The 19,316-nt window shown below is 55.3% G+C and carries 21 protein-coding genes; 14 read left to right on the forward strand and 7 right to left on the reverse strand.

Features of this window, described 5'->3' with window-relative positions; all coding sequences use genetic code 11:
• Positions 1-2: 2 nt before the first annotated feature.
• A complete protein-coding gene (locus tag J0A66_RS05095; protein ID WP_206572698.1) occupies positions 3-527 on the reverse strand; it encodes a Negative modulator of initiation of replication in 525 nt (174 codons plus the stop codon).
• Between the two features lie 205 nt (positions 528-732).
• Here J0A66_RS05095 and J0A66_RS05100 point away from each other — a divergent pair, with 205 nt between their 5' ends.
• The 3 genes from J0A66_RS05100 to fldA all read left to right on the forward strand — a co-directional run bounded on the left by J0A66_RS05100 (position 733) and on the right by fldA (position 2,514).
• Entirely contained in the window at positions 733-1,506 is a 774-nt protein-coding gene (locus J0A66_RS05100) for an alpha/beta fold hydrolase (RefSeq protein WP_206572699.1), read from the forward strand.
• Positions 1,507-1,737: 231 nt separating this feature from the next.
• Positions 1,738-1,962: a DUF2788 domain-containing protein gene (locus J0A66_RS05105; RefSeq protein WP_206572700.1), complete on the forward strand. Its 225-nt coding sequence runs from the start codon at positions 1,738-1,740 to the stop codon at positions 1,960-1,962.
• A 27-nt stretch (positions 1,963-1,989) separates the two neighbouring features.
• Positions 1,990-2,514, forward strand: a complete 525-nt coding sequence (fldA, locus tag J0A66_RS05110) for a flavodoxin FldA (protein WP_206572701.1) — start codon at positions 1,990-1,992, stop codon at positions 2,512-2,514.
• A gap of 72 nt (positions 2,515-2,586) precedes the next feature.
• Here the strand turns inward: fldA and J0A66_RS05115 are convergent, their stop codons facing one another.
• Positions 2,587-3,264 (reverse strand): 1-acyl-sn-glycerol-3-phosphate acyltransferase, encoded by a 678-nt coding sequence (locus J0A66_RS05115; RefSeq protein ID WP_206572702.1) that lies wholly within the window; start codon positions 3,262-3,264, stop codon positions 2,587-2,589.
• 132 nt (positions 3,265-3,396) lie between these two features.
• Here J0A66_RS05115 and J0A66_RS05120 point away from each other — a divergent pair, with 132 nt between their 5' ends.
• From J0A66_RS05120 to J0A66_RS05135, 4 genes are all read left to right on the forward strand, one after another.
• A complete protein-coding gene (locus J0A66_RS05120) occupies positions 3,397-3,822 on the forward strand; it encodes a hypothetical protein (RefSeq protein ID WP_206572703.1) in 426 nt (141 codons plus the stop codon).
• Positions 3,823-4,043: 221 nt separating this feature from the next.
• Entirely contained in the window at positions 4,044-4,310 is a 267-nt protein-coding gene (locus tag J0A66_RS05125; protein WP_206572704.1) for a PepSY domain-containing protein, read from the forward strand.
• 27 nt (positions 4,311-4,337) lie between these two features.
• On the forward strand, positions 4,338-5,012 hold the full coding sequence (locus J0A66_RS05130; RefSeq protein WP_206572705.1) for a response regulator transcription factor: 675 nt from the start codon (positions 4,338-4,340) through the stop codon (positions 5,010-5,012).
• Positions 5,013-5,020: 8 nt separating this feature from the next.
• Positions 5,021-6,343 (forward strand): ATP-binding protein, encoded by a 1,323-nt coding sequence (locus J0A66_RS05135; protein ID WP_206572706.1) that lies wholly within the window; start codon positions 5,021-5,023, stop codon positions 6,341-6,343.
• Here J0A66_RS05135 and J0A66_RS05140 read toward each other — a convergent pair.
• Positions 6,315-7,367 (reverse strand): AI-2E family transporter, encoded by a 1,053-nt coding sequence (locus J0A66_RS05140; RefSeq protein WP_206572707.1) that lies wholly within the window; start codon positions 7,365-7,367, stop codon positions 6,315-6,317. The genes J0A66_RS05135 and J0A66_RS05140 overlap by 29 nt on opposite strands.
• A gap of 93 nt (positions 7,368-7,460) precedes the next feature.
• On the opposite strand from J0A66_RS05140, the gene folX reads away from it, so the two are divergent.
• Positions 7,461-7,826, forward strand: coding sequence for a dihydroneopterin triphosphate 2'-epimerase (gene folX / locus J0A66_RS05145; RefSeq protein ID WP_206572708.1), 366 nt, complete (start codon positions 7,461-7,463; stop codon positions 7,824-7,826).
• A 37-nt stretch (positions 7,827-7,863) separates the two neighbouring features.
• Positions 7,864-8,751 (forward strand): TIGR01777 family oxidoreductase, encoded by an 888-nt coding sequence (locus J0A66_RS05150; protein ID WP_241264021.1) that lies wholly within the window; start codon positions 7,864-7,866, stop codon positions 8,749-8,751.
• A 19-nt stretch (positions 8,752-8,770) separates the two neighbouring features.
• Here J0A66_RS05150 and J0A66_RS05155 read toward each other — a convergent pair whose 3' ends face one another.
• Together J0A66_RS05155 and J0A66_RS05160 are read right to left on the reverse strand one after the other, a co-directional pair.
• The gene (locus J0A66_RS05155; protein ID WP_206572710.1) at positions 8,771-11,290 is read right to left on the reverse strand and encodes an ABC transporter permease; all 2,520 of its coding nucleotides are present in this window, start codon (positions 11,288-11,290) and stop codon (positions 8,771-8,773) included.
• A complete protein-coding gene (locus J0A66_RS05160; protein ID WP_206572711.1) occupies positions 11,280-11,984 on the reverse strand; it encodes an ABC transporter ATP-binding protein in 705 nt (234 codons plus the stop codon). The genes J0A66_RS05155 and J0A66_RS05160 overlap by 11 nt, the downstream gene beginning before the upstream one ends.
• Between J0A66_RS05160 and J0A66_RS05165 the strand changes: the two genes are divergently transcribed.
• The 5 genes from J0A66_RS05165 to J0A66_RS05185 all read left to right on the forward strand — a co-directional run bounded on the left by J0A66_RS05165 (position 11,965) and on the right by J0A66_RS05185 (position 17,673).
• A complete protein-coding gene (locus J0A66_RS05165) occupies positions 11,965-12,621 on the forward strand; it encodes an arylesterase (RefSeq protein ID WP_206572712.1) in 657 nt (218 codons plus the stop codon). The genes J0A66_RS05160 and J0A66_RS05165 overlap by 20 nt on opposite strands.
• Before the next feature lie 30 nt (positions 12,622-12,651).
• A complete protein-coding gene (locus tag J0A66_RS05170; protein ID WP_206572713.1) occupies positions 12,652-12,849 on the forward strand; it encodes a hypothetical protein in 198 nt (65 codons plus the stop codon).
• Positions 12,850-12,946: 97 nt separating this feature from the next.
• Positions 12,947-13,861, forward strand: a complete 915-nt coding sequence (locus J0A66_RS05175; RefSeq protein ID WP_206572714.1) for an ABC transporter substrate-binding protein — start codon at positions 12,947-12,949, stop codon at positions 13,859-13,861.
• A gap of 8 nt (positions 13,862-13,869) precedes the next feature.
• Positions 13,870-15,441 carry a HAMP domain-containing sensor histidine kinase gene (locus J0A66_RS05180; RefSeq protein WP_206572715.1) on the forward strand — a complete coding sequence of 524 codons (1,572 nt, stop codon included), beginning with the start codon at positions 13,870-13,872 and terminating at the stop codon, positions 15,439-15,441.
• Between the two features lie 108 nt (positions 15,442-15,549).
• A complete protein-coding gene (locus tag J0A66_RS05185; protein ID WP_206572716.1) occupies positions 15,550-17,673 on the forward strand; it encodes a TonB-dependent receptor plug domain-containing protein in 2,124 nt (707 codons plus the stop codon).
• Between the two features lie 20 nt (positions 17,674-17,693).
• Here J0A66_RS05185 and J0A66_RS05190 read toward each other — a convergent pair whose 3' ends face one another.
• Complete coding sequence (locus J0A66_RS05190; protein WP_206572717.1) at positions 17,694-18,485, reverse strand: citrate synthase family protein; 792 nt, start codon at positions 18,483-18,485, stop codon at positions 17,694-17,696.
• The gene (locus J0A66_RS05195; protein ID WP_206572718.1) at positions 18,478-19,314 is read right to left on the reverse strand and encodes a citrate synthase family protein; all 837 of its coding nucleotides are present in this window, start codon (positions 19,312-19,314) and stop codon (positions 18,478-18,480) included. Before J0A66_RS05195 ends, J0A66_RS05190 begins: the two co-directional genes overlap by 8 nt.
• Between the last annotated feature and the right edge of the window lie 2 nt (positions 19,315-19,316).

Consider the following 19,316-nt stretch of genomic DNA (forward strand, 5'->3'; position numbering starts at 1 on the left):
AATTAATCGGCCTGTTCCGCCATCTGCGGATCAAGCAACTGTATCAATTGTTGGCTCTGGCTGGCGTTGTAACCCAACACCCTGGCCACTTCCTGCAACATAGCCGCCTTTTTACGCGTATTGTTATTAGTGACCACCCAGTACGCCGTCTCGGGGAGGGCCTTGGGATTGGTGCTGCTGCCCGCGGCCAACAACGCCTCCTTGCTGGTGGCAAAGTACGTACGGTTTCGCCCCTTCAGCTCCAGCACCCGGGCGAAATCCTGTCCGTGCGCAACAGCCAGGGCGGTGAGTATGCCGATAAAGCGCTCCACGGCACTGCCTTTATTGGCCACATCCGAGGTGCTCAGGGCGGCAATTATATCCCCCTCGGGCATCGCTTCTTCCTGGAATTCGTTAAGTACCTCAACGGAAGGCTGGGTATCGCTGAATAGCAACCGGCGCAGTATATCCGAGGCACTCTCACCTATATGTTGCGTCTGGGCGGCGATGTATCTGTATAGCTCTTCATCAATTTCCAATGTTTTCATGCTGGTACTGCTTCTGTTGGATAATGGCATCATTATACCCACCGCTTCGAACCCCGGGTCAACTGGCAATGCAAGGTCACTGACCGGCCCCCTGCATCTCGTCACGCTTTGCCAGCTGTGGTATAACGCGGCCAGTTTATCTTTCTTGGCGGTCCATTGTGAACAGCCGCATCTGAAGGATACCCTTGGCAACAGGAGTCTGCAGATGACACTCAACTATCAGCAAGGCGGACAAGGGCAGCCGGTGATCCTGCTGCACGGGCTGTTTGGCAGCCTGGAAAACCTCAACGGCATTAAGCGGGCGCTGGAGACAGACTACCGGGTAGTTAATCTGGATCTGCCCGACCATGGCCGGTCACCAGCCAGCAGCCACTTTAGCTATGCCCGGTATGCACAACAGGTACTGGAAACCCTTGATGGCCTGCAACTGGACCAGGTGGCCTTGCTGGGGCATTCCATGGGCGGCAAGGTCGCCATGCAGTTGGCGCTGGACCATCCGGACCGGGTGGTAAAGTTGTTGGTGGCCGATATCGCCCCCGTCCCCTACCCGAAACGCCATGGTGAAGTGTTTGCCGGTCTGAATAATGTCAACCTGGCAGCACTCGACGGACGGCAATCTGCTGATCGCCAGTTGGCCGAGCATATCCACGAACCGGGTGTGCGGCAGTTCCTGCTAAAGAGCCTGCAAAAGGACGAAGAACGCTGGCAGTGGCGCTTCAACCTGCCCCTTCTCCAGGCAGAATACGACAAGATAACCGGCTGGCCGGATTCGGACAGGCAGTTCAAAGGACCGACCCTGTTTATCAAAGGCGGAAATTCCGACTATATCACCGCCCAGCAGCGGGACGCCATCGTCAGGCAGTTTCCCAACAGCCAGGGGCATATCATCGCCGATGCAGGTCACTGGCTGCATGCAGAGAAGCCCGCAGCGTTCAATAAAATCGCCAGGGACTTTATTGCTGCGGACGGGACTGGTTAGTTCCATCCAGAAACGGGCTACGGCCCTTATTCTGGAACGGAAAATGAAAATTGCGATTTCCATTTTCCTCCCATTTTCAATACGCTACCGCGCTATGAAAATGGCGGCGCTTCCCTGCGCCGCACTAGCACGCGCCTTTCAGGACCGCTGCTAGTTCGCAACAGCGGGGAGTTTATGCTATAGTCCGCGCCGTTTTACAAGGGTTCCATTGGCCTACAGGGCACGAATAGCATGTTGAGTCAGTATTACGAGCAAATAGAAACCATTGTGCTTAACCTGTCGCTGATGGCGCTGTTCTTGCTGATGGGATTCGCCGTTCACGACGTCTTGAAAAAAAACGACGTGCCGCTGATCGGCAGAGCGGTGGTTTACCTGGTGCTGTTTCTCGGCGCCGCCGGATTCCTGGCAAAAGGCATCATTCAAGTATTTTGGCAATCTTCAGGCGTGGGTGGTTAGCCCCGCGATATCGAGGTATCTGAACTTATGGCAAGTGTGGGTCTATTTTTCGGCAGCGACACAGGCAACACCGAACATGTTGCCAAAATGATCCAGAAGGAGCTGGGGAAACACCTGCTCGACGTGCGAGACATCGCCAAGAGCAGCAAGGAGGACATCGCCAGTTTCGATCTGCTGATGTTCGGCATCCCGACCTGGTACTATGGCGAAGCCCAGTGTGACTGGGATGATTTCTTTCCTGAGCTGGAAGAGATTGACTTTACCGACAAGCTGGTGGCGATTTTTGGTTGCGGCGACCAGGAGGATTATGCCGAATACTTCCTCGATGCCATGGGCATGATTCGCGACATCGTCGAGGCCAGAGGCGCCATTGTCATAGGCCACTGGCCCACTGAAAGTTATCATTTTGAGGCCAGTAAAGGCATGGCCGACGACAACCATTTTGTCGGCCTGGGTATCGACGAAGACAGGCAGCCGGAACTCACCGAACAGCGGGTCAAAGCCTGGTGTAAACAAGTCTACGAGGAAATGTGCCTGGCCGAACTGGAGTAAGGTCGTCAGTTGAAGCACACAAGCACAACATAAAAGGGAGCCCAGGCTCCCTTTTATGTTGCTGAACATCCGTTAAGGGACACATTCGTCCAGTCGCCGGTTCATATCCGCCACCACCCTGGACTTAAAGTTGCCCTCACCTGCCTGAATCAGGTATTGCTTGTAATCTGCGATATCGACCAGCTCCAGATTGGCGGTAATCGTTTTGAACAGCCTGGGAAAACGCTCACCGGGCGACTGAATATGATGCAGGCCGCCGCTATAGACAAACAACAGCTTGCCGCTTTCCAGCCGCTCCAGAATCTCGGCGACACCGCCACGCACCGTCATGGGCTTGCCATGCTTATCCAGGCCGTTGCGCCTCTTCATTCGCCCCTCGGGCAGGATGGCGGTAATCACCTCCTGACTTACATGAGAAAGGAAGTGCTGCCAGGATTCATCCGGCTTGCGGGTAATGGGAATACAACCGGGCAATAACACTTTGAGTATCATACCGGCCACGGGTCGTTTCAGGGTGACATCGGCCCCCGGCACAATGACCCGGTGCGCCACATTCCAGACAAAGCGCCAGGTGGCAAAACGAATGAACAAGGGTTCGAACAGACTGGTGTGGTTAAGAAACACCAGAAGTTTCACCTGGTTCAGGGATTCTTCCTTTTCTTCGCTCAGCCAGTTGGCCCTGCCACGGTAAAACAGGTGGGAAAAGATCTTTACCTTGGCCATCAGCAGGAAACTCAACACTTTGCTCATACGCTGCTATCCATCCGTTCGATAATGCTTGGACCCGTCAGCTATTGTTCGGGTTCTTCTTAAAGGATTTTTTAACCGGGCCGATACCTCTATTGCAAGGCTTTTAATGACCCGCCATTGAGGAGATAAGTGATGAAAACAGCGAACCGGGTAAAAAATGTGCTTCTAAGCGGCATTTTACTCTCTGTCTTCGTGCTTGGCGGTTGCATGAAAAACCATTCGTTTACCGCCAGGGGCCTGGCCGAAGATTCGAGTCATGTGTCAACGGTTGCCCTCAAGCGGGTTAACCAAAGCTTCCGCACCTCCTTTCAGATGGGCGACTGGTATTTTCAGGGCGCTCAGGTAGTCAATGGCGGCATCAACGCCTATATCCAGATTCCGGCCAAACTGGATATGGACAGGAAATATCAGGAGAACTACCTTCGCCAGTCGGTCTGTCCCTCGGCAGAACAGCAGGAACTCTGGCATGAACTGGGCTCCACCACCCTGTCCGTCCATATCTATACCTTCAGCAAGCGCTTCAGCGTTCACGCCGAGTGCCGGAACCCGCTCGCCTGAAAACCGCCTGTATCGGCTACCCCTCTTTTCCTTTCCTGTCACTATTCAGCCTTTATTCATTCCTGCCGGGTTATCTTTTAGCCAGCCCTGCCCTGTTCAGTTGACTGACTGTGCCCGGGGCGAGTGATTTTATCTGTTTGTGGGGGTAGACTTGGCAGGCAGTACCCGTTTCACCGTCAATGGATGGAATGGGTATCAGAAGCGAGTCAAAGGTGAATACAATGAAATGCGGCAAAACCCTGATTTTACTGGTATTGAGTTGCTGTCTGACATGGGCCGTGCAGGCACAGGACCAGGATCAGCTTGATGAGGCCCAGGCGGCCAAACGCGCCAGACAACAGGTGGACGGTCGGGTACTTAAGGTGGATAGAAAAAAAGACAATTACCGGGTGAAGGTATTGCAGAAATCCGGGCGCGTGGTGACAGTGGATGTGGACAAGCACTCCGGCAAGGTCAGCAAGCGCAAGGATAAAGACGAAAAGCGTTAAGCGTTCCCCAGAAGGAGAAACCGACCGATGCGAGTGCTGATAGTAGAGGACGACAGCCGTCTGCTGACCCAGTTGGATCAACTGATGCAACAAAACGGCTACAGTGTGGACCTGGCAGACGACGGCCAGAAAGCGCTTTTTTTGTTTCAGGAATATCCCTATGACCTGGCCGTGGTCGACATTGGTTTGCCGGTGATGGACGGCCTGGAACTGATTCGTCAGGTACGCAAGAGCAAGATAACCAGTCCAATCCTGATCCTGACCGCCCGGGACAGATGGCAGGAAAAAGTCGAAGGACTGGAAGCCGGCGCCGATGACTACCTGACCAAACCTTTTCACAACGAGGAGTTGCTGGCCAGGGTCAAAGCCCTTATCCGCCGCGCCGCCGGCCAGCCCAACCCATCCATTGAACGGGGCCCCATCCGCCTGGATACCCTGGCCGAAGAGGTTTATGTCCATGACAACTACGTGGAACTGACCGCCTATGAATACAAAGTGCTCGAATATCTGTTGATGAATCCCAACAAGATTGTCTCCAAGACTGAGCTGACCGAGCATATCTATGACCAGGATTTCGATCTGGACAGCAACGTCATTGAAGTATTCATCGGCAGGCTGCGCAAGAAGCTTGATCCCCAGGGACACTTAAAGCCCATCGACACCCTGCGTGGACGCGGCTATCGTATCAACCGGCAGCTTTAACAGCCCTTATGCAGAAATGGACCCTGAAACGGCGCAGCTTCGTCGCCGCCCTGTTGGTGCTGGTGGTGTTCCTTCCCCTGACCGCCCTGACTCTGGAACAAGCCTTTACCAACAGCCTGAGCCAGTCGATGCAGGACCAATTGCGCATTCAGAATCTGGGACTGATTTCAGAATTTGAAGTGGTGGGCGGCGAAATCCAGATGCCCGAGCAACTATTCAACGAAAACCTGAATATTCCGGACTCTGGCACCTACGCCATTGTTTCCATGCATATGTTGCCCCTGTGGCAGTCGGCCTCGACCCTGCACTGGCAGAAGCTTCCAGACTTGCAGCGGCCTTCAGTAGGCGAAGAGTTGTTTCTGTCCAAACAGATCAACGGGCGCACCTATTTCCAGTTCAGTTACACGGCCGAGTTTGAAGACATCGGCTTCATGTTTCCCGTCACCTTTCATATCCTCCAGGAAGGCCGGTTGTTTGACAGCGAATTATCCGCTTTTCGCAATACGCTTTGGCAATGGCTGCTATTGGTGGCGCTGGTGCTCATTGCTGTCCTGTCATTCAGTCTCAGCGCCGCTCTTAATCCCATCGGCCTTTTGGTAAAGCAGATCGGCGAAGTGGAATCTGACCGCCAGGACCGCGTGACGGGTAAGTTTCCCCCTGAACTGGAACGACTCAAAGCCAGCCTTAACCACCTGCTGGACTCAGAGCAACAGCAACGCAAACGGTATCACAACAGCCTGGGTGATCTGGCCCATAACCTGAAGACTCCCCTGGCGGTTCTCAAGGGCCAGTTGAAACTGGACGATGCTGCCCGGGAACCCTTGGGACAAATAGAAAGCATCATCGCACGCCAATTGAAAAGGGCCGTGGCGGGATCTGGAAGCGGGTGGCAACAAGCCATGCCGTTGGCGCCCATACTGGATAAACTGATCCGCGCCATGCACAAGGTCTATGCAGACAAACAACTGCAGATAGAGCTGGAGGATCCTGACAACCTGAGCCTGAGCGCTGACGAAACCGACCTGATGGAATTGTTTGGCAATTTACTGGACAACGCCTGCAAGGCCGCAAGGAGAAGAGTGCGCATCCGGTTGATTCAGCAGCCCAACAAATCACAAGTCAACATTGAAGACGATGGGCCGGGCATCCCCCCTGCGCAGAGAGAGGCCCTGCTCGCCCGGGGAATCCGCCTGGATACCTATACCAGTGGGCAGGGTATAGGTATGGCCGTGGTCTCTGATCTGGTGTCGGCCTATCAGGGTCGATTGCAGATCCGCGATTCTGAGTTTGGCGGAGCCCTAATCAGTCTGAGCTTTGCTCATTCCGTTTAAGGGCCTTCTCATCAATCAGAAGCAGGGCAAACCAACCTCCCTCGCGGCTGGTCTCCAGGGCCAGTTTGACCACCATAGTCAACGGCACGGCCAGGAGCATGCCTGCCGGACCCAGTAGCCATCCCCAGAAGATCAGGGACAGAAACACCATCAGGGGGGAGAGACCCAGCCCCCGGCCCATAAGTCTGGGCTCGAGCAAATTGCCCATCAAGGTATTGATGGCCAGGTAGCCAGCCGCCACTATGGCAGCCGATACCCCGCCCATTTCCACCAGGCTCATCAGCACTGGCGGTCCCGCGGCAATGATTGAGCCTATATTGGGAATGAAATTGAGCAAGAAGGCCATTACCGCCCATAGCAGAAAATGATCGACACCGAGCAAGTAACACAACAATCCGGCCAGAAACCCCGTCACTATGCTGACTGCTCCTTTGATAACAAGGTATTTCTTCAGAGAGGCCAGGAACTTGGCAATCTGACGGGCTTTCATCTCCGGATTCGACATAGCTAAACGGAGTTTACGGGGAAAAGTGGCGGCCTCCACCAGCATGAAGAACAGAATAAGCAGGACCAGCAGGAAACTGGTCATCATTGATCCTATCCCGGTCAGCAGCCTGGTCAGAGCATTCATGGCCTCGTCTGAATCCATGTAGGCTGCGATACGTTCACTGTCCAAGTTGATATTAAACACCGCCAATTGCCGCACAAGCCAGCCCATCTCCTCCCCCAGCTTCGCCTTGTACTCAGGCAGGTTTTCGATAAATTGAGTCAGGGAATTCCCAAGCAGTCTGGCCAGCATGAATCCAAAAACCAGAAAAAGCAGTATCACTACCACTATGGCAAGCCATCTTGGCATATGGTATCGCCTGGCCCAGTTAACCAAAGGATTACAGGCCAGAGCAATGAACAGTGACAGCAGAAAGGGAACCAGAATGCTGCTGGCGGCTTTTGCCCCTGCCAGAATGACAACCAGCGAGGCAAGGGTCAGTAATACCCTGGAGGTTGAAGAAGCTTTAATATCCATATTCTCAGGTCACATCGTCCGGCTTGTGGCAAAATCAGTTAATTGTTTAATTCTAATCAGGCAGTTAGCCTGACGAATGAGGAAGTTTGGTCAATGAATCTCAACCCTGCCACTATCAGGATCAAGAACCTGCGCCTGCGCACATACGTAGGCATTAAGCAGGAGGAAATCGAGAACAAGCAGGACGTGCTGATCAACGTCAGGATCCAATACCAGGCCAGTCCTGCCACCCACTCGGATCAGATGGAAGATGCACTCAATTACCGTACTATCACCAAGCGTATCATCGAGTTGGTGGAAAACAACCGCTTCTCATTGCTGGAAAAGCTGACTGCCGATATCCTGCAGATTGCTGCTGAGCACGAGTGGGTGAGCTTCGCCGAAGTAGAGGTGGACAAGCCCAATGCACTGCGTTTTGCCGATTCCGTGTCGCTGTGCTTATCTTGTACTAAAGCCTGATTGGCAGGAGTCTATCATCGAAAGTAAACAAATCCTGATGACCGGCGGCACCGGTCTGATTGGTTCGAGACTGCTGGCCCGTTTTCCCGACAAGTACGAAGTAACGGTGCTGACCCGTAATCTGGCCGAGGCGGAAATGTCCCTTGGCAGGCGGGCAAAATGGATCTCGAGCCTCAAGGGCCTGAATAATCTGGACGCCTTCGATGCGGTCATCAATCTGGCCGGCGAACCCATTGCCGACAAGCGCTGGAGCGATACTCAAAAAGAAAAAATCTGCCAGAGCCGCTGGCAACTGACCCAGCAGTTGGTGGATTTGTGCCAGGCCGGAGAGACGCCACCGAAGGTCTTCCTCAGTGGCTCGGCGGTAGGCTACTATGGCCGCCAGGGGGACACCCAGGTCAGCGAATACCATCAGGATTGCTACGATGAATTCAGCCACCGCCTTTGTGCCAGATGGGAGCAGATCGCCCTGCAGGCCCAATCGGAGAAAACCCGTGTCTGCCTGCTTCGAACCGGACTGGTGCTCAGCCGCAAAGGCGGTGCCCTGATCAAGATGCTGCCGGCCTTTAAGTTCGGCCTGGGCGGCCCCATGGGCAATGGTCAGCAATATATGTCCTGGATCCATATCAGTGACATGATGGCCGGTATCTGCTTCTTACTTGAGGAACCAGATTGTCAGGGTCCCTACAACTTTACCTCGCCCAATCCGGTCAGCAATGAAGAGTTCAGCAAGACACTGGCCAGGGTCCTGCACAGACCCTGCCTGTTCCGGGTGCCGGCGTTCGTGCTCAAGCCGCTGCTGGGCGAGATGTCAGACTTGCTCCTTCACGGCCAGCGGGTCATTCCCAAGCGTCTTGAAGAAGCCGGCTTTCATTTTCAGTACCAGCACCTGGACAAGGCGCTGCAGAACCTGTTGGACGAGTAAACCGGACCCTGGGGTATTTCTACAGCATCCTTCTGAGCAACTGACTGGTATTGAAAGACAGCAACCGCCAGCAGCTCAGGGCGCCCAGCAAGCCCACCACCAGCGCACCCACCAGGGGCGCCAGCAACCAGAAGTCCCAATGGAGCCTGGCCTGCATGTCGAAGACCCTTGTCTGCAGCAGATACAGGGCCAGTTCATTAGCCAGCGCTGCCATGGCACCGGCGACCAGGCCAATAATCAGAAACTCGAAGATCACACTGGCGCGGATCAGCCACCCCCTGGCTCCAAGCGTCCGCAAGATGGCCAGTTCCTGAAGGCGTTCATCCATACTGGACTGCACCTGCGCCACCAGCACCAGGGATCCGGCGCACAGCACCAGCACCAGAATAAACTCCACCGCCAGGGACACCTGTTCGATAACCGAACGCAGTTGATTAATCCTTGCATCCACATCAAACAGGGTGACAGTAGGAAAAGGCGCCATCAGGCCGGCGAGTTTGGCCTTGTCCTGGCCGGGCAGATGGAAACTGGTGATATAGGTGGGTGAGAAACCTTGCATGGCTGCCGGTTCCAGGACAAAGAAAAAATTCGGCTGCATGGTTTGCCAGTTCACTTCCCGCAAACTGGTGACCTCGGCTTGCACCACTTCACTGCCGACATTAAAGGTCAGCAGATCGCCCAGTTTGATATCCAGCCTCTGCGCCACCTCGGTTTCTACGGATACCCTGGGGATCTCTCCCTGGCTGTCCCCATGCCAGCTACCTGCCACCACCCGGTTCTCGGTTTGCAGACGGTCGCTCCAGGTCAGGTTGGCCTCACGACCCAGACCCTGCCGCCCCCTGTTGTTGCTGTCTTCCTCTTTGCTCACATCGGTGCGGATGGTTTCCTCGTTGATGGCGGCAAAACGTCCACGGATGACCGGATAAAAAGTGTCCATCTGCACGCCAGCCTGTCCGAAATGGCGCTCAAGCTCCGGCAACTGCTGCTCGGTGATATTGATCATAAAGTAATTGGGCGTCCCCTGGGGCAGTTGATCACGCCATTGCTGGACCATGTCATTGCGCATTACCAGCACCACCAACAGCAGCATGATAGTGATGGCAAAGCTGATCAGCTGTACCGAGTTGTCCATGGCCCGGCGCTGGATCCTGGCCCAGGCCAGTTGCCAGGCACCCATTCTGCCCTGCCCCAGTCGCCTGCCCAGGGCTATCAGCCCGAAAGTCACCAGCAACAGCGCCAACACCAGCACCAGCCCGGTACCCAGCAAAATGGCACTGATCTTCAGATTGCCGCTGTAAGCCCACATCAGCAGGAAAATTGCCACGCCGGCGGCCAGAAACTGAATAATCCTGGAGCTGATGCCTGCCCCCAGATCACGCCTGAGCACCCGCAGGGGCGGCACCGAAAACAGCTTCATCAGGGGGTAAAGGGAAAACAACAGGGCGCAGACCAGACCGGTAAACACCGCTATCAGAAAGGGCCGCCAGTGCCAGGCATCCAGGGCCACCGGGACACGCTCGGCAATGAGGCTGGCAATGACCTGCTGAACCCCATAGCCGACCAGTGCACCCACCAGAATACCCAGCCCTGTGATAAACAGAATCTGTAACAGATATATACGCCGCACCAGAGACGCCGGAGCCCCCAGTGTCTTCATGATGGCCACAGGATCATAGTGACGGTGGCTGTAGCGCTGGGCGGCGACGGCGATGGAGACGGACGCCAGCACAATGGCCAGCAAACTGGCCAGCAGGAAATACTGCTCGGCCCGCTGCACCGAACGTCCCAGCGGGGAATCGTCATCCTTCACCGAACGCCAGTAGTGCAGTTCCCTGTCCAGTCGTGGTTCCAGCCACTGATGGTAATCCTCCAGAACACCGTCAGGGCCGGCGAACAGAATGTCATAATCGGTCCGGCTGCCAGGGCCTGTCACATGGGTCTTGTCCAAATCCTGCAGATTCAGTAACACCTTTGGATCGCCGCCAAAGACACTGAACCCGCCGTCAGGCAATTCACTGATGATGCCACTGATGGTAAAGCTGGCATCACCCACTTCCAGCTGCCCGCCGAGACTTGCGCCCAGGACCTGGAACAGTCTGGACTCCATCCAAACCTCTCCCAGGCCTGGCAGGGCGTCTGTTTCCCTGGCCGGGCCGAAGGGAACCTCGGCCACTTTGACTTTGCCCTTTAGCGGATAATGACCGTCTACGGCGCGCACATCGGCCAGCATCATCTGTTCACCGGCAAAGACCATGGAGCGCAGTTGCACCCGTTTGGCCACATCCAATCCAAGGGCCTTTGCCTGCTCCAGCCACTGTTCAGGGACGGGTTGATCAGAGCCCAGCAACCGGTCGGCAGCCAGAAACTCAGCCGTCTTGTCGGTCAACGCCGTCTGCAGCCGCTCGCTGAACAAGGACAGGGACAACACCGCCGCCACTGACAAGACGATGGCCAGCAGGATAACGGTCAGTTCCCCGCGACGGGCCTCGTGACGAAACAGGCGCCATGACAGGCGCAGCGATGCACTGTCAGCCCACATGGCGCTTGGCCTCCGGTTGCTCGGTGGGTTGTGAGGTCTCGGTCAGGCTGCCCGCATGCATCTGCAACTGACGCTGACAGCGGCTGGCCAGTTCCGAATCATGGGTGACGAGAATCAGGGTAGTGCCCAGTTCCCGGTTGAACCTGAACAGAAGGTTCTCAATTTTTTCGCCATTGGCGGCATCCAGATTGCCCGTGGGTTCATCGGCGAACAGGATTTTAGGCCGGGTAATAAAGGCGCGGGCGATAGCTACCCGTTGCTGTTCCCCGCCACTGAGCTGATTGGGATAATGGTTGCCCCTGTGACCCAGTCCGACTTGTTCCAACGCTTCCAGCGCTCTTTTCCGGGCATCCTTGAGTCCGTTGATTTCAGCCGGCAGCATAATGTTTTCCAGCGCAGTCAGACTCTGTACCAACATAAAACTCTGAAAGATAAAACCGACCTTTTCGCCGCGCAGTCTGGCCCGCTGCTCTTCATCCAACTTGTGAAGGGGCTGCCCGTCCACATAAATCTCCCCTGAGCTGACTTCATCCAGTCCGGCGAGCAGGCCGAGCAGGGTGGATTTCCCCGAACCGGACGCACCGACGATGGCAACCGACTCAGCGGCCTTGACATCGAAGCTGATGGGCTGAAGGATCTGCAATTCACCTTCGCTGGTTGTCACAATTTTGGTGATGGCCTGTGTCTTTATCATAGTCGGGGTAAGATTCATCGTGTTATCAGCTCTCAAGGTTATCCTATTCCTAATACCCCTGTTGTGCTTTTCAGATCAACTGAAGGCGCAGCAGGTCAAATTACTGGTGCTTGGCGACAGCCTAAGTGCTGCCTATGGCCTGAAGCAAGAGCAGGGCTGGGTGAGTTTGTTACAAAATGCGTGGCAGGATCAGGGCATCCAGGTAATCAACGGGGCTATCAGCGGCGAAACCACCGACGGTGGACTGGCCAGGCTGCCGAGACTGTTGGAACAGCATCAGCCCACACATCTGTTGATTGAGCTGGGGGGTAATGATGGATTGCGTGGCTATCCTATTGACAAGCTCAGGGACAATATCGCCCGCATGATTGAACTGGCCCGCGCATCAGACGTGCAGGTGCTGCTGCAACAAATGCAGATCCCTACCAACTATGGCAAACGTTATACACAGATGTTTACCCAGGCCTACACAGAGCTGGCCGAACAGTATCAGGTGCCGCTGGTGCCCTTTCTGCTCGAAGAAGTGGCTCTGGATCCTCAATTGATGCAACAGGACAGGATCCATCCAAATTTGGCGGCCCAGGGCAAGATCGCCGATTTCATGCGCAGACAGCTCGAGCCGGTTATATTGCCCTAGTTCTGGTCTACAATAGTTCCAGGTAGCTCCATGACAGAGGGTATCAGGATGGAAATAGGGTCAGCCGCAGGGGCCAATGTACAAACCCTGCAACAACCGGCGCAGCCGTCGTCCCGACAGGAAATCCGCCAGGCCGATCAACAACAGCGCCAGGCGGAACTTGAAAATCAGCGCGCGGAGCCGGATCCGAATCAGCGGGTGGGCACCCAGATAGATACCCGCGCCTGAGCCAGGGGTGGCGGCGACAGCCGCAACTGCAATCCTTTTGATATTGATGGGAATTCGTTACACTTCGCGCTAACCGAATCTGGATGTTCTGGCCGACTTGAAGTCAACTCTGCTTTCACTCAACCTGTTTATCTGGCTGCTGCTTGGCTCGCGAACGGTCTCGGCGGCCGAAACCCTGCTGGTTCTCTATCCGGACGTGCCCGCCCCCTATGCAGAGGTTTTTGAACAGATTATCGATGGTATCCGCCAGCAACATCCTGAATCTCTGGTACTGCAAAAAATCCGCGAAAGCGACGATCAGGACCGTCTTTTGCGGAACCTGAATGCCAGCGCACCCGACATGGTCATTGCCCTTGGCAAGCGGGGTTATGAAATTTCCCTTGCCCTGCCCACCTCCCTGCCGCTTGTCATAGGGGCACTGCCCCTCAGTCCCAACGGTTTACCCGGCATCAGCCTGCTTGCCGATCCTGGGGTGCTCTTTCAGTCTCTGCGCCGCCTGGCGCCATCCATCAAGCGGGTGGCAGTGGTCTACACGCCAGGCAACGAGTGGTTAATGGACCTGGCTGAACAGCAAACGGAAAAACAGGGACTGACGCTGATTCGCGCACAGGTTGCGGACCTGAAGGAGGCGGTCAGTCGCTATGAATCGCTGCTTCCACAGCTGGACAGCGCAGAAGACGCCCTGTGGCTGCCCCTCGATCCGGTGACGGCCAACGAACAGGTGATCCTGCCCAGGCTGCTGCAGTACAGCTGGGACAATGACCTGGTGCTGTTCTCCAGCAAGCCTGTCCATGCCAAGCGCGGCGCCTTGTTTTCCACCTTTCCCAACCACCAGGAGTTGGGCCGTTCCCTCACGCTGATGGTGCAGGGCCTGTTGCACAAAAAGGCTGACCCCGAAGTCAGGCCCCTGAAGGAACTGAAGCTGGCTGTCAATCTGCGTACTGCTGCGCATCTGGGCTTTGAGTACAACACTCAGCAGCAAAAAAACTTCAGCCTGACCTTTCCGGATTAGGAGGGATAATGCCGCTGCCCTTTTTATTTTCGCTCAACCAACAATCCTTCCGACGACAGTTGCTCACCTATATCATCGCCGGCGTGGTCCTGCTGGTGATTATTTCCAGCCTGCTGACCAGTTGGCAAACCAGCAGCCAAACCCGTTCAATGATGACCCGTAATGCGAGCCAGATGGTCAAGGCTCTGGCCGAACAATCGGTTCTGGCCCTGCTGACGGAGAGTCCTGAGAACGCCGATACCGCATTGCAGCAGGTCCTGGAATTTCCCGATGTGGTGGCTGCAGGCCTGCTTACCCAGGATCAAAGACTGTTGACATGGCGGGGGAACCCGGCCGACATGGGATATTTTACTGAGCGAAACTGGTCAGGATCGGCCAGTGACATCAGCATGGATACCAACGGCGATCTCTGGTACCTGGTACACAAGGTCAGTATTGACGAAGATGGGGTGGACAATCCCCTGCAACTGACCACTCAGGACCAGCAGACGCTGGGTTATGCCCTGCTGGTTTTCAGTCAGGAGTATCTGAATCAGCTCAACAGCAGGATTTTCACCAGTATCGCTGTCACGGGCTGCCTGGCCATTCTGGTAATGTACCTGGTCATCAGCGGCGTGATTGGCCGTCTGCTGTTGCCGCTGCAGGCCCTTTCACGGGTCATGGGCCAGTCCCATCAAAGTGGTGAACACCTGCAGGCTGAAGTGGAAGGAGCCAAGGAAATTCGTCGCATGGCGGAGTCCTATAACGCTATGATGACGACTCTGGATGAGCAGGATGAGCGCCTTCGGCACCACAATGAGGAACTGGAGGCCAAAGTAAGGATCCGTACCCGTGAACTGACCCAAGCCAGGGACGCAGCCCTCAGTTCAAACCGGCACAAATCTGAATTCCTGGCCAATATGACCCACGAGCTGCGTACCCCCATCCAGTCGATCATCGGCTATGTAGACCTGGTCAGGGAACAAACCCAACTAGCCGGTCTGCCACATCTGCAGGAGGATCTGGACAGGGTAAACCGCAATGCGGAGAGATTACTGGGCATGATCAACTGCGTATTGGATCTGGCCAAGATAGAGGCCGGCAGGATGGAGGTCAGGCTGAGCAGTATCCATCTGTATGACCTGCTCAGGGACATAGAGGAGACGGTCTTGCCGCTGTTGCCCTCGGGCAACAACCGGCTCGATATAGTCACTCCCGCAACAGACAGACTGATAAGGGTGGATGCTGAAAAGCTTTTCCAGGTTCTGATCAACCTGCTAAGCAATGCCTGTAAGTTTACCCGTGACGGACTGATCCGACTCAGCACCGAGTATCAGCCCGGCAAGCTGACTTTCAAGGTGCAGGACACCGGGATCGGTATCGAAAAAGACAAGCAGGACAGTATCTTTGACCAGTTCCGGCAACTGGACAGCGGCGAGAACCGACAGTTTTCCGGCACAGGGTTAGGGCTGGCCATTTCCCGGCAGTTTACCCTGCTGATGGGCGGCACGCTGAGCGTGCAAAGCCAACCCGGCCGGGGAGCCACCTTCACACTGGAGCTGCCGGTATCCTCCGCAGACTATATTTCAGCCAGAAACTGAAAGTGAAGCGATTGATTATTTTAACTTTTTCCGTTTTTTTGCTTGTCAGCCCAAGAACAGCACATAAACTGGAATGGTAGCATTGAAACCACTGAGGTTCCCTGATCCATGTCTATGCTGAAGTTTACGTCCCTTGGCCCAATGCAGGCAGGGTTATCCCTGCTGATGGTATCCTTATGTCTGCCACTGTCGGCCTCGGAACAGTTCCAGCAGGATGGGACCGACATGATGGACTTTTATGGCGATGTGGAGTTTGTCAGTATCGCCACAGGTACGCAGAAGCCCCTTAATAAAGCTCCGGCTGTTGCCTCTGTCATTACTGCGGCAGAAATAGCCGCCAGTGGAGCCCGCTCGTTGGCTGAATTGCTACAGGCGGTTCCCGGCGTCCATGTGGCTCACTCGTCCCAACTGATGGCTCCCAAGTTCATCATCCGTGGCATTGCCAGCACCTTCAATGCCCAGACCCTGGTATTGATCGACGGTGTCCCCATCTCCTCACTGGTGAGGGGAGACAGGCACACCGTCTGGGGCCATTTCCCGGTGCAATCCATCCAGCGGATTGAAGTATTGCGGGGACCTGGCTCGGCAATCTACGGAGCCGATGCCTTTGCCGGAGTGGTTAATATCATTACCAAGACCTCGGCTGACATTGACAGAACCCGCGCCGGGGCAGGCGCAGGCAGTTTCAACAGCCGCGATGCCTGGCTGAATACCAAAGCAAGCCTGGGTGAGCTTTCCGTGGGCCTGTCACTCGAATACCTGACCACTGCAGGGCATGGTGAATTCATCCACCACGATGCGCAGACCAATCTGGATCTGCTCGGTCTGGCACCGCCTGCATCATTGGCACCTGGTCCGGTCAGCACGGGTTATGAGGGAATGGATGTGCGCCTTTCTGCAAGCTACCGGGATCTGGAAGTAAAATGGAGTTATCAGGACAGGGATGATGTAGGTACCGGGCAGGGCATAGCATTTGCTCTGGATCCGGAAGGCCGGCTCGGTGGTGAACGCTCCTTGTTTCAAGTTCGCCTGCAGGATCTGCTGGAAACCGAACATCACAAGGTAGATCTCAGTGTCAGTCATTATCGCTCCTCACAGAATATCGAGCAGAACCTGATCCTGCTCCCGCCGGGCACCTTCTTTGGCGCTTATCCGGAAGGCCTGATCGGTAACCCCGCCTGGCAGGAGCGTACCAGCGGCCTGAAGCTTAGCGGTGACTATGCCAGGCTGAACGGACATCAGATCTTATGGGGACTCGGATATCGGGTGGAAGAAGTGTATTCCGTATTTGAAAGTAAAAACTTTAATGCCGACTTCAGCCCCAAAGGAGCCATAGTCGACGTATCAGGCACCGACGAAGCATTCCTCCCCACTGCCAGGCGGGAAAATGCTTTTGCATTCGTTCAGGACGAATACCGACTCAGTCCTGACTGGGCTCTGACCGCCGGCCTGCGTTATGATCATTATTCTGATTTTGGCGATACATTTAACCCCAGACTGGCACTGGTCTGGGCAACCACTTTGAAACTGACCACCAAATTCCTGTACGGGCGGGCGTTCCGGGCACCGGCTTTTGCCGAGACAGAGGTTATCAATAATCCTGTAGCGTTGGGCAACCCTGCCCTTGCTCCGGAAGTGATCGATACACTCGAGTTGGCCTTCAACTATCAGCAAAGCGCAATGGTCGACTTGTACCTCAATCTCTATCTTTTTGAGGCCAGTGATTTGATCAGCTTCGTCCCGGATGATAAGGCCAACACCGCCACAGCACAGAATTTCTCCGAAGTCTCGGGCCTTGGTGCTGAGCTGGAGAGCCGGCTGCGGTGGTCGGAAAATCTGGACGCCGTCATCAATCTTAGCTGGCAACATACCGAAGACAGCGCCACTGACTCCCCTCTCGCCGGGGCCCCGAGTGTGCAGGCCTTCGCCAGGCTTAATTGGAAGTTTGCCGACCACTGGACACTCTATTCATCGGTCAACTTTGTAGGGGAGCGAAAGCGCGGTTACCTGGATTACCGGAAAGATCTGGAGGGTTATGTAGATGTGGCGCTAACCCTGCACTATCAGGTGACGGAGCAGACCAGGCTGACTCTGCGGGCGGATAATCTGCTCAGTGATAATATCCGCGAAACCAGCGAGGGCCCTTCTCTCACCTCGCCGGGCATAGATATTCCAGGGGATATTCCGCAAGCCGGCAGAGCCTGGTTTGCCAGCCTGGAACACCGATTTTGAACCTCATACCCGTATAGGCCCTACCATTCTCTTGGCGGGGGTCCCTGATAGTCTATCTCTTCACAACGAACCGGCAGAAAAGTGCCTGGCGGCCGTTGCAGGGTATCCAGGTAGCAGGGCAACATGCCAGCAGAAAACAAAAGGGTGCAATAAAGCCCAAACTGCCGAGCATCGAAGCCCAAGTCTGCTGCCAGGCCCGCATAGATGGCAATGATATTCATGCCAAACTGCTTGTTGCGGATGAAATGCTTCTCCACCTCCAGGGCTAGCTGCAGATATGGTCCGTCGGCCAGGTCCAGCTCACGGGCAAACGCCAAAACGTGGGGGATTCGTTCATCCACCCCTATCAGGGGGCGTCCATAGCCGTAGATAATACGATTCTGATCCACCTCATGATCGATGATGTCAGCCAGCTCTTTCCCCTGCAGTAACTGCTGCCTGGCACGGAGCAGGAAATCGATACCGCCCATGGCCGGTTTCACCCCATAGATGTCTGCTTCGGTCAGGCTGTTAGCGCCACAAAGTGCCAGCACGGCACTGGAGCGGGCCGAGCCGGCCAGCGAAGCTACCCTGTTGCACCAGATGCGCGGATCAGGATAACTGGTGCTGACCCAGATAAAGTTCAGCAATCTCATTTGTTTGTTATCAAACCGTCGTCCCGTCACACCTAACAGGAACAACTCCAGCCACTGCAGATCCTTCAGATCATGATGCAGATCCTGGCCACGAAATACTGCTCTCTTGCCCAAAAATGCCAATCCCATGGCTGTATCAAATTTGTCTGCGTATTGCTCAAGTGGACTGTCACTCATCCCGCCAACCTCCATTTTCCGGAAATCCTTTATCACCCGGGTCGTCGGACAGGGTAACGGCGTCCTGGTAGAAAGGAAATTGTCGCCAACCCTGGTGTCCCTGCTCCATCGATTGGGCAGCAGCCCCAGGGAGTCGGAGATACAAGTGCAGCATACTCGCCTGTTCGGCAGCCAGACCAAGATCTAAGTAAGCCGAAGCGGCAACAAAAGCAGTGGATACGGGCCGTTCCAACACCGTCTCCATCGCCACCCTGTGCTGTTTCAACCAGCTAAGTTGCCCGCCAGGTGATAAGTTCTCCAGGTAGTCCAACGCCTGGAGCAAGGGCAGTGACGCCACCCGGCGGTTGGGATCGAAGCCGGGCGGATAATCAAACGCCGGCCAGATATCTTCCCGGGTCCTGTGTCGATTCGGAGCTTTCAGTGTTTCCAGCCAATCCTGCAGGCTCTTATTGCAACGGGCGGCCGCGTCCATTAGCCAGCGAATTTCCTGTGCGCCACCGAGCTGCCCTGCCCCTACCGAAATGGCAGCAATTAACGCAGCCGCCTGAGTCGAACCACCTGCGCCGGCATTCATCGCCGCCAACACGGAAGGCTCACGAAGACCCGGATGGGCCAGAAAGACGGCTAACTTATCCAGGAGTTGGCATTCGTTCCGATCCGGTCGGCGTCCACTGAACAACAAATACAGGTATTCGGTCAAACCAGCACCGGGTAGAAGTTGTGTATTCACATCATAGCCATAGACTGACTGGCGAGCTGCAACAAAGGGGTCGCGCTCGTCCGCCTGTTCTTGCCAGATACGGGTCTTGTAACAATATTTTCCACTCATGA

This window comes from Bowmanella dokdonensis (genome assembly GCF_017254865.1).
In the GTDB taxonomy this organism is placed as follows: Bacteria; Pseudomonadota; Gammaproteobacteria; order Enterobacterales; family Alteromonadaceae; genus Bowmanella; species Bowmanella dokdonensis.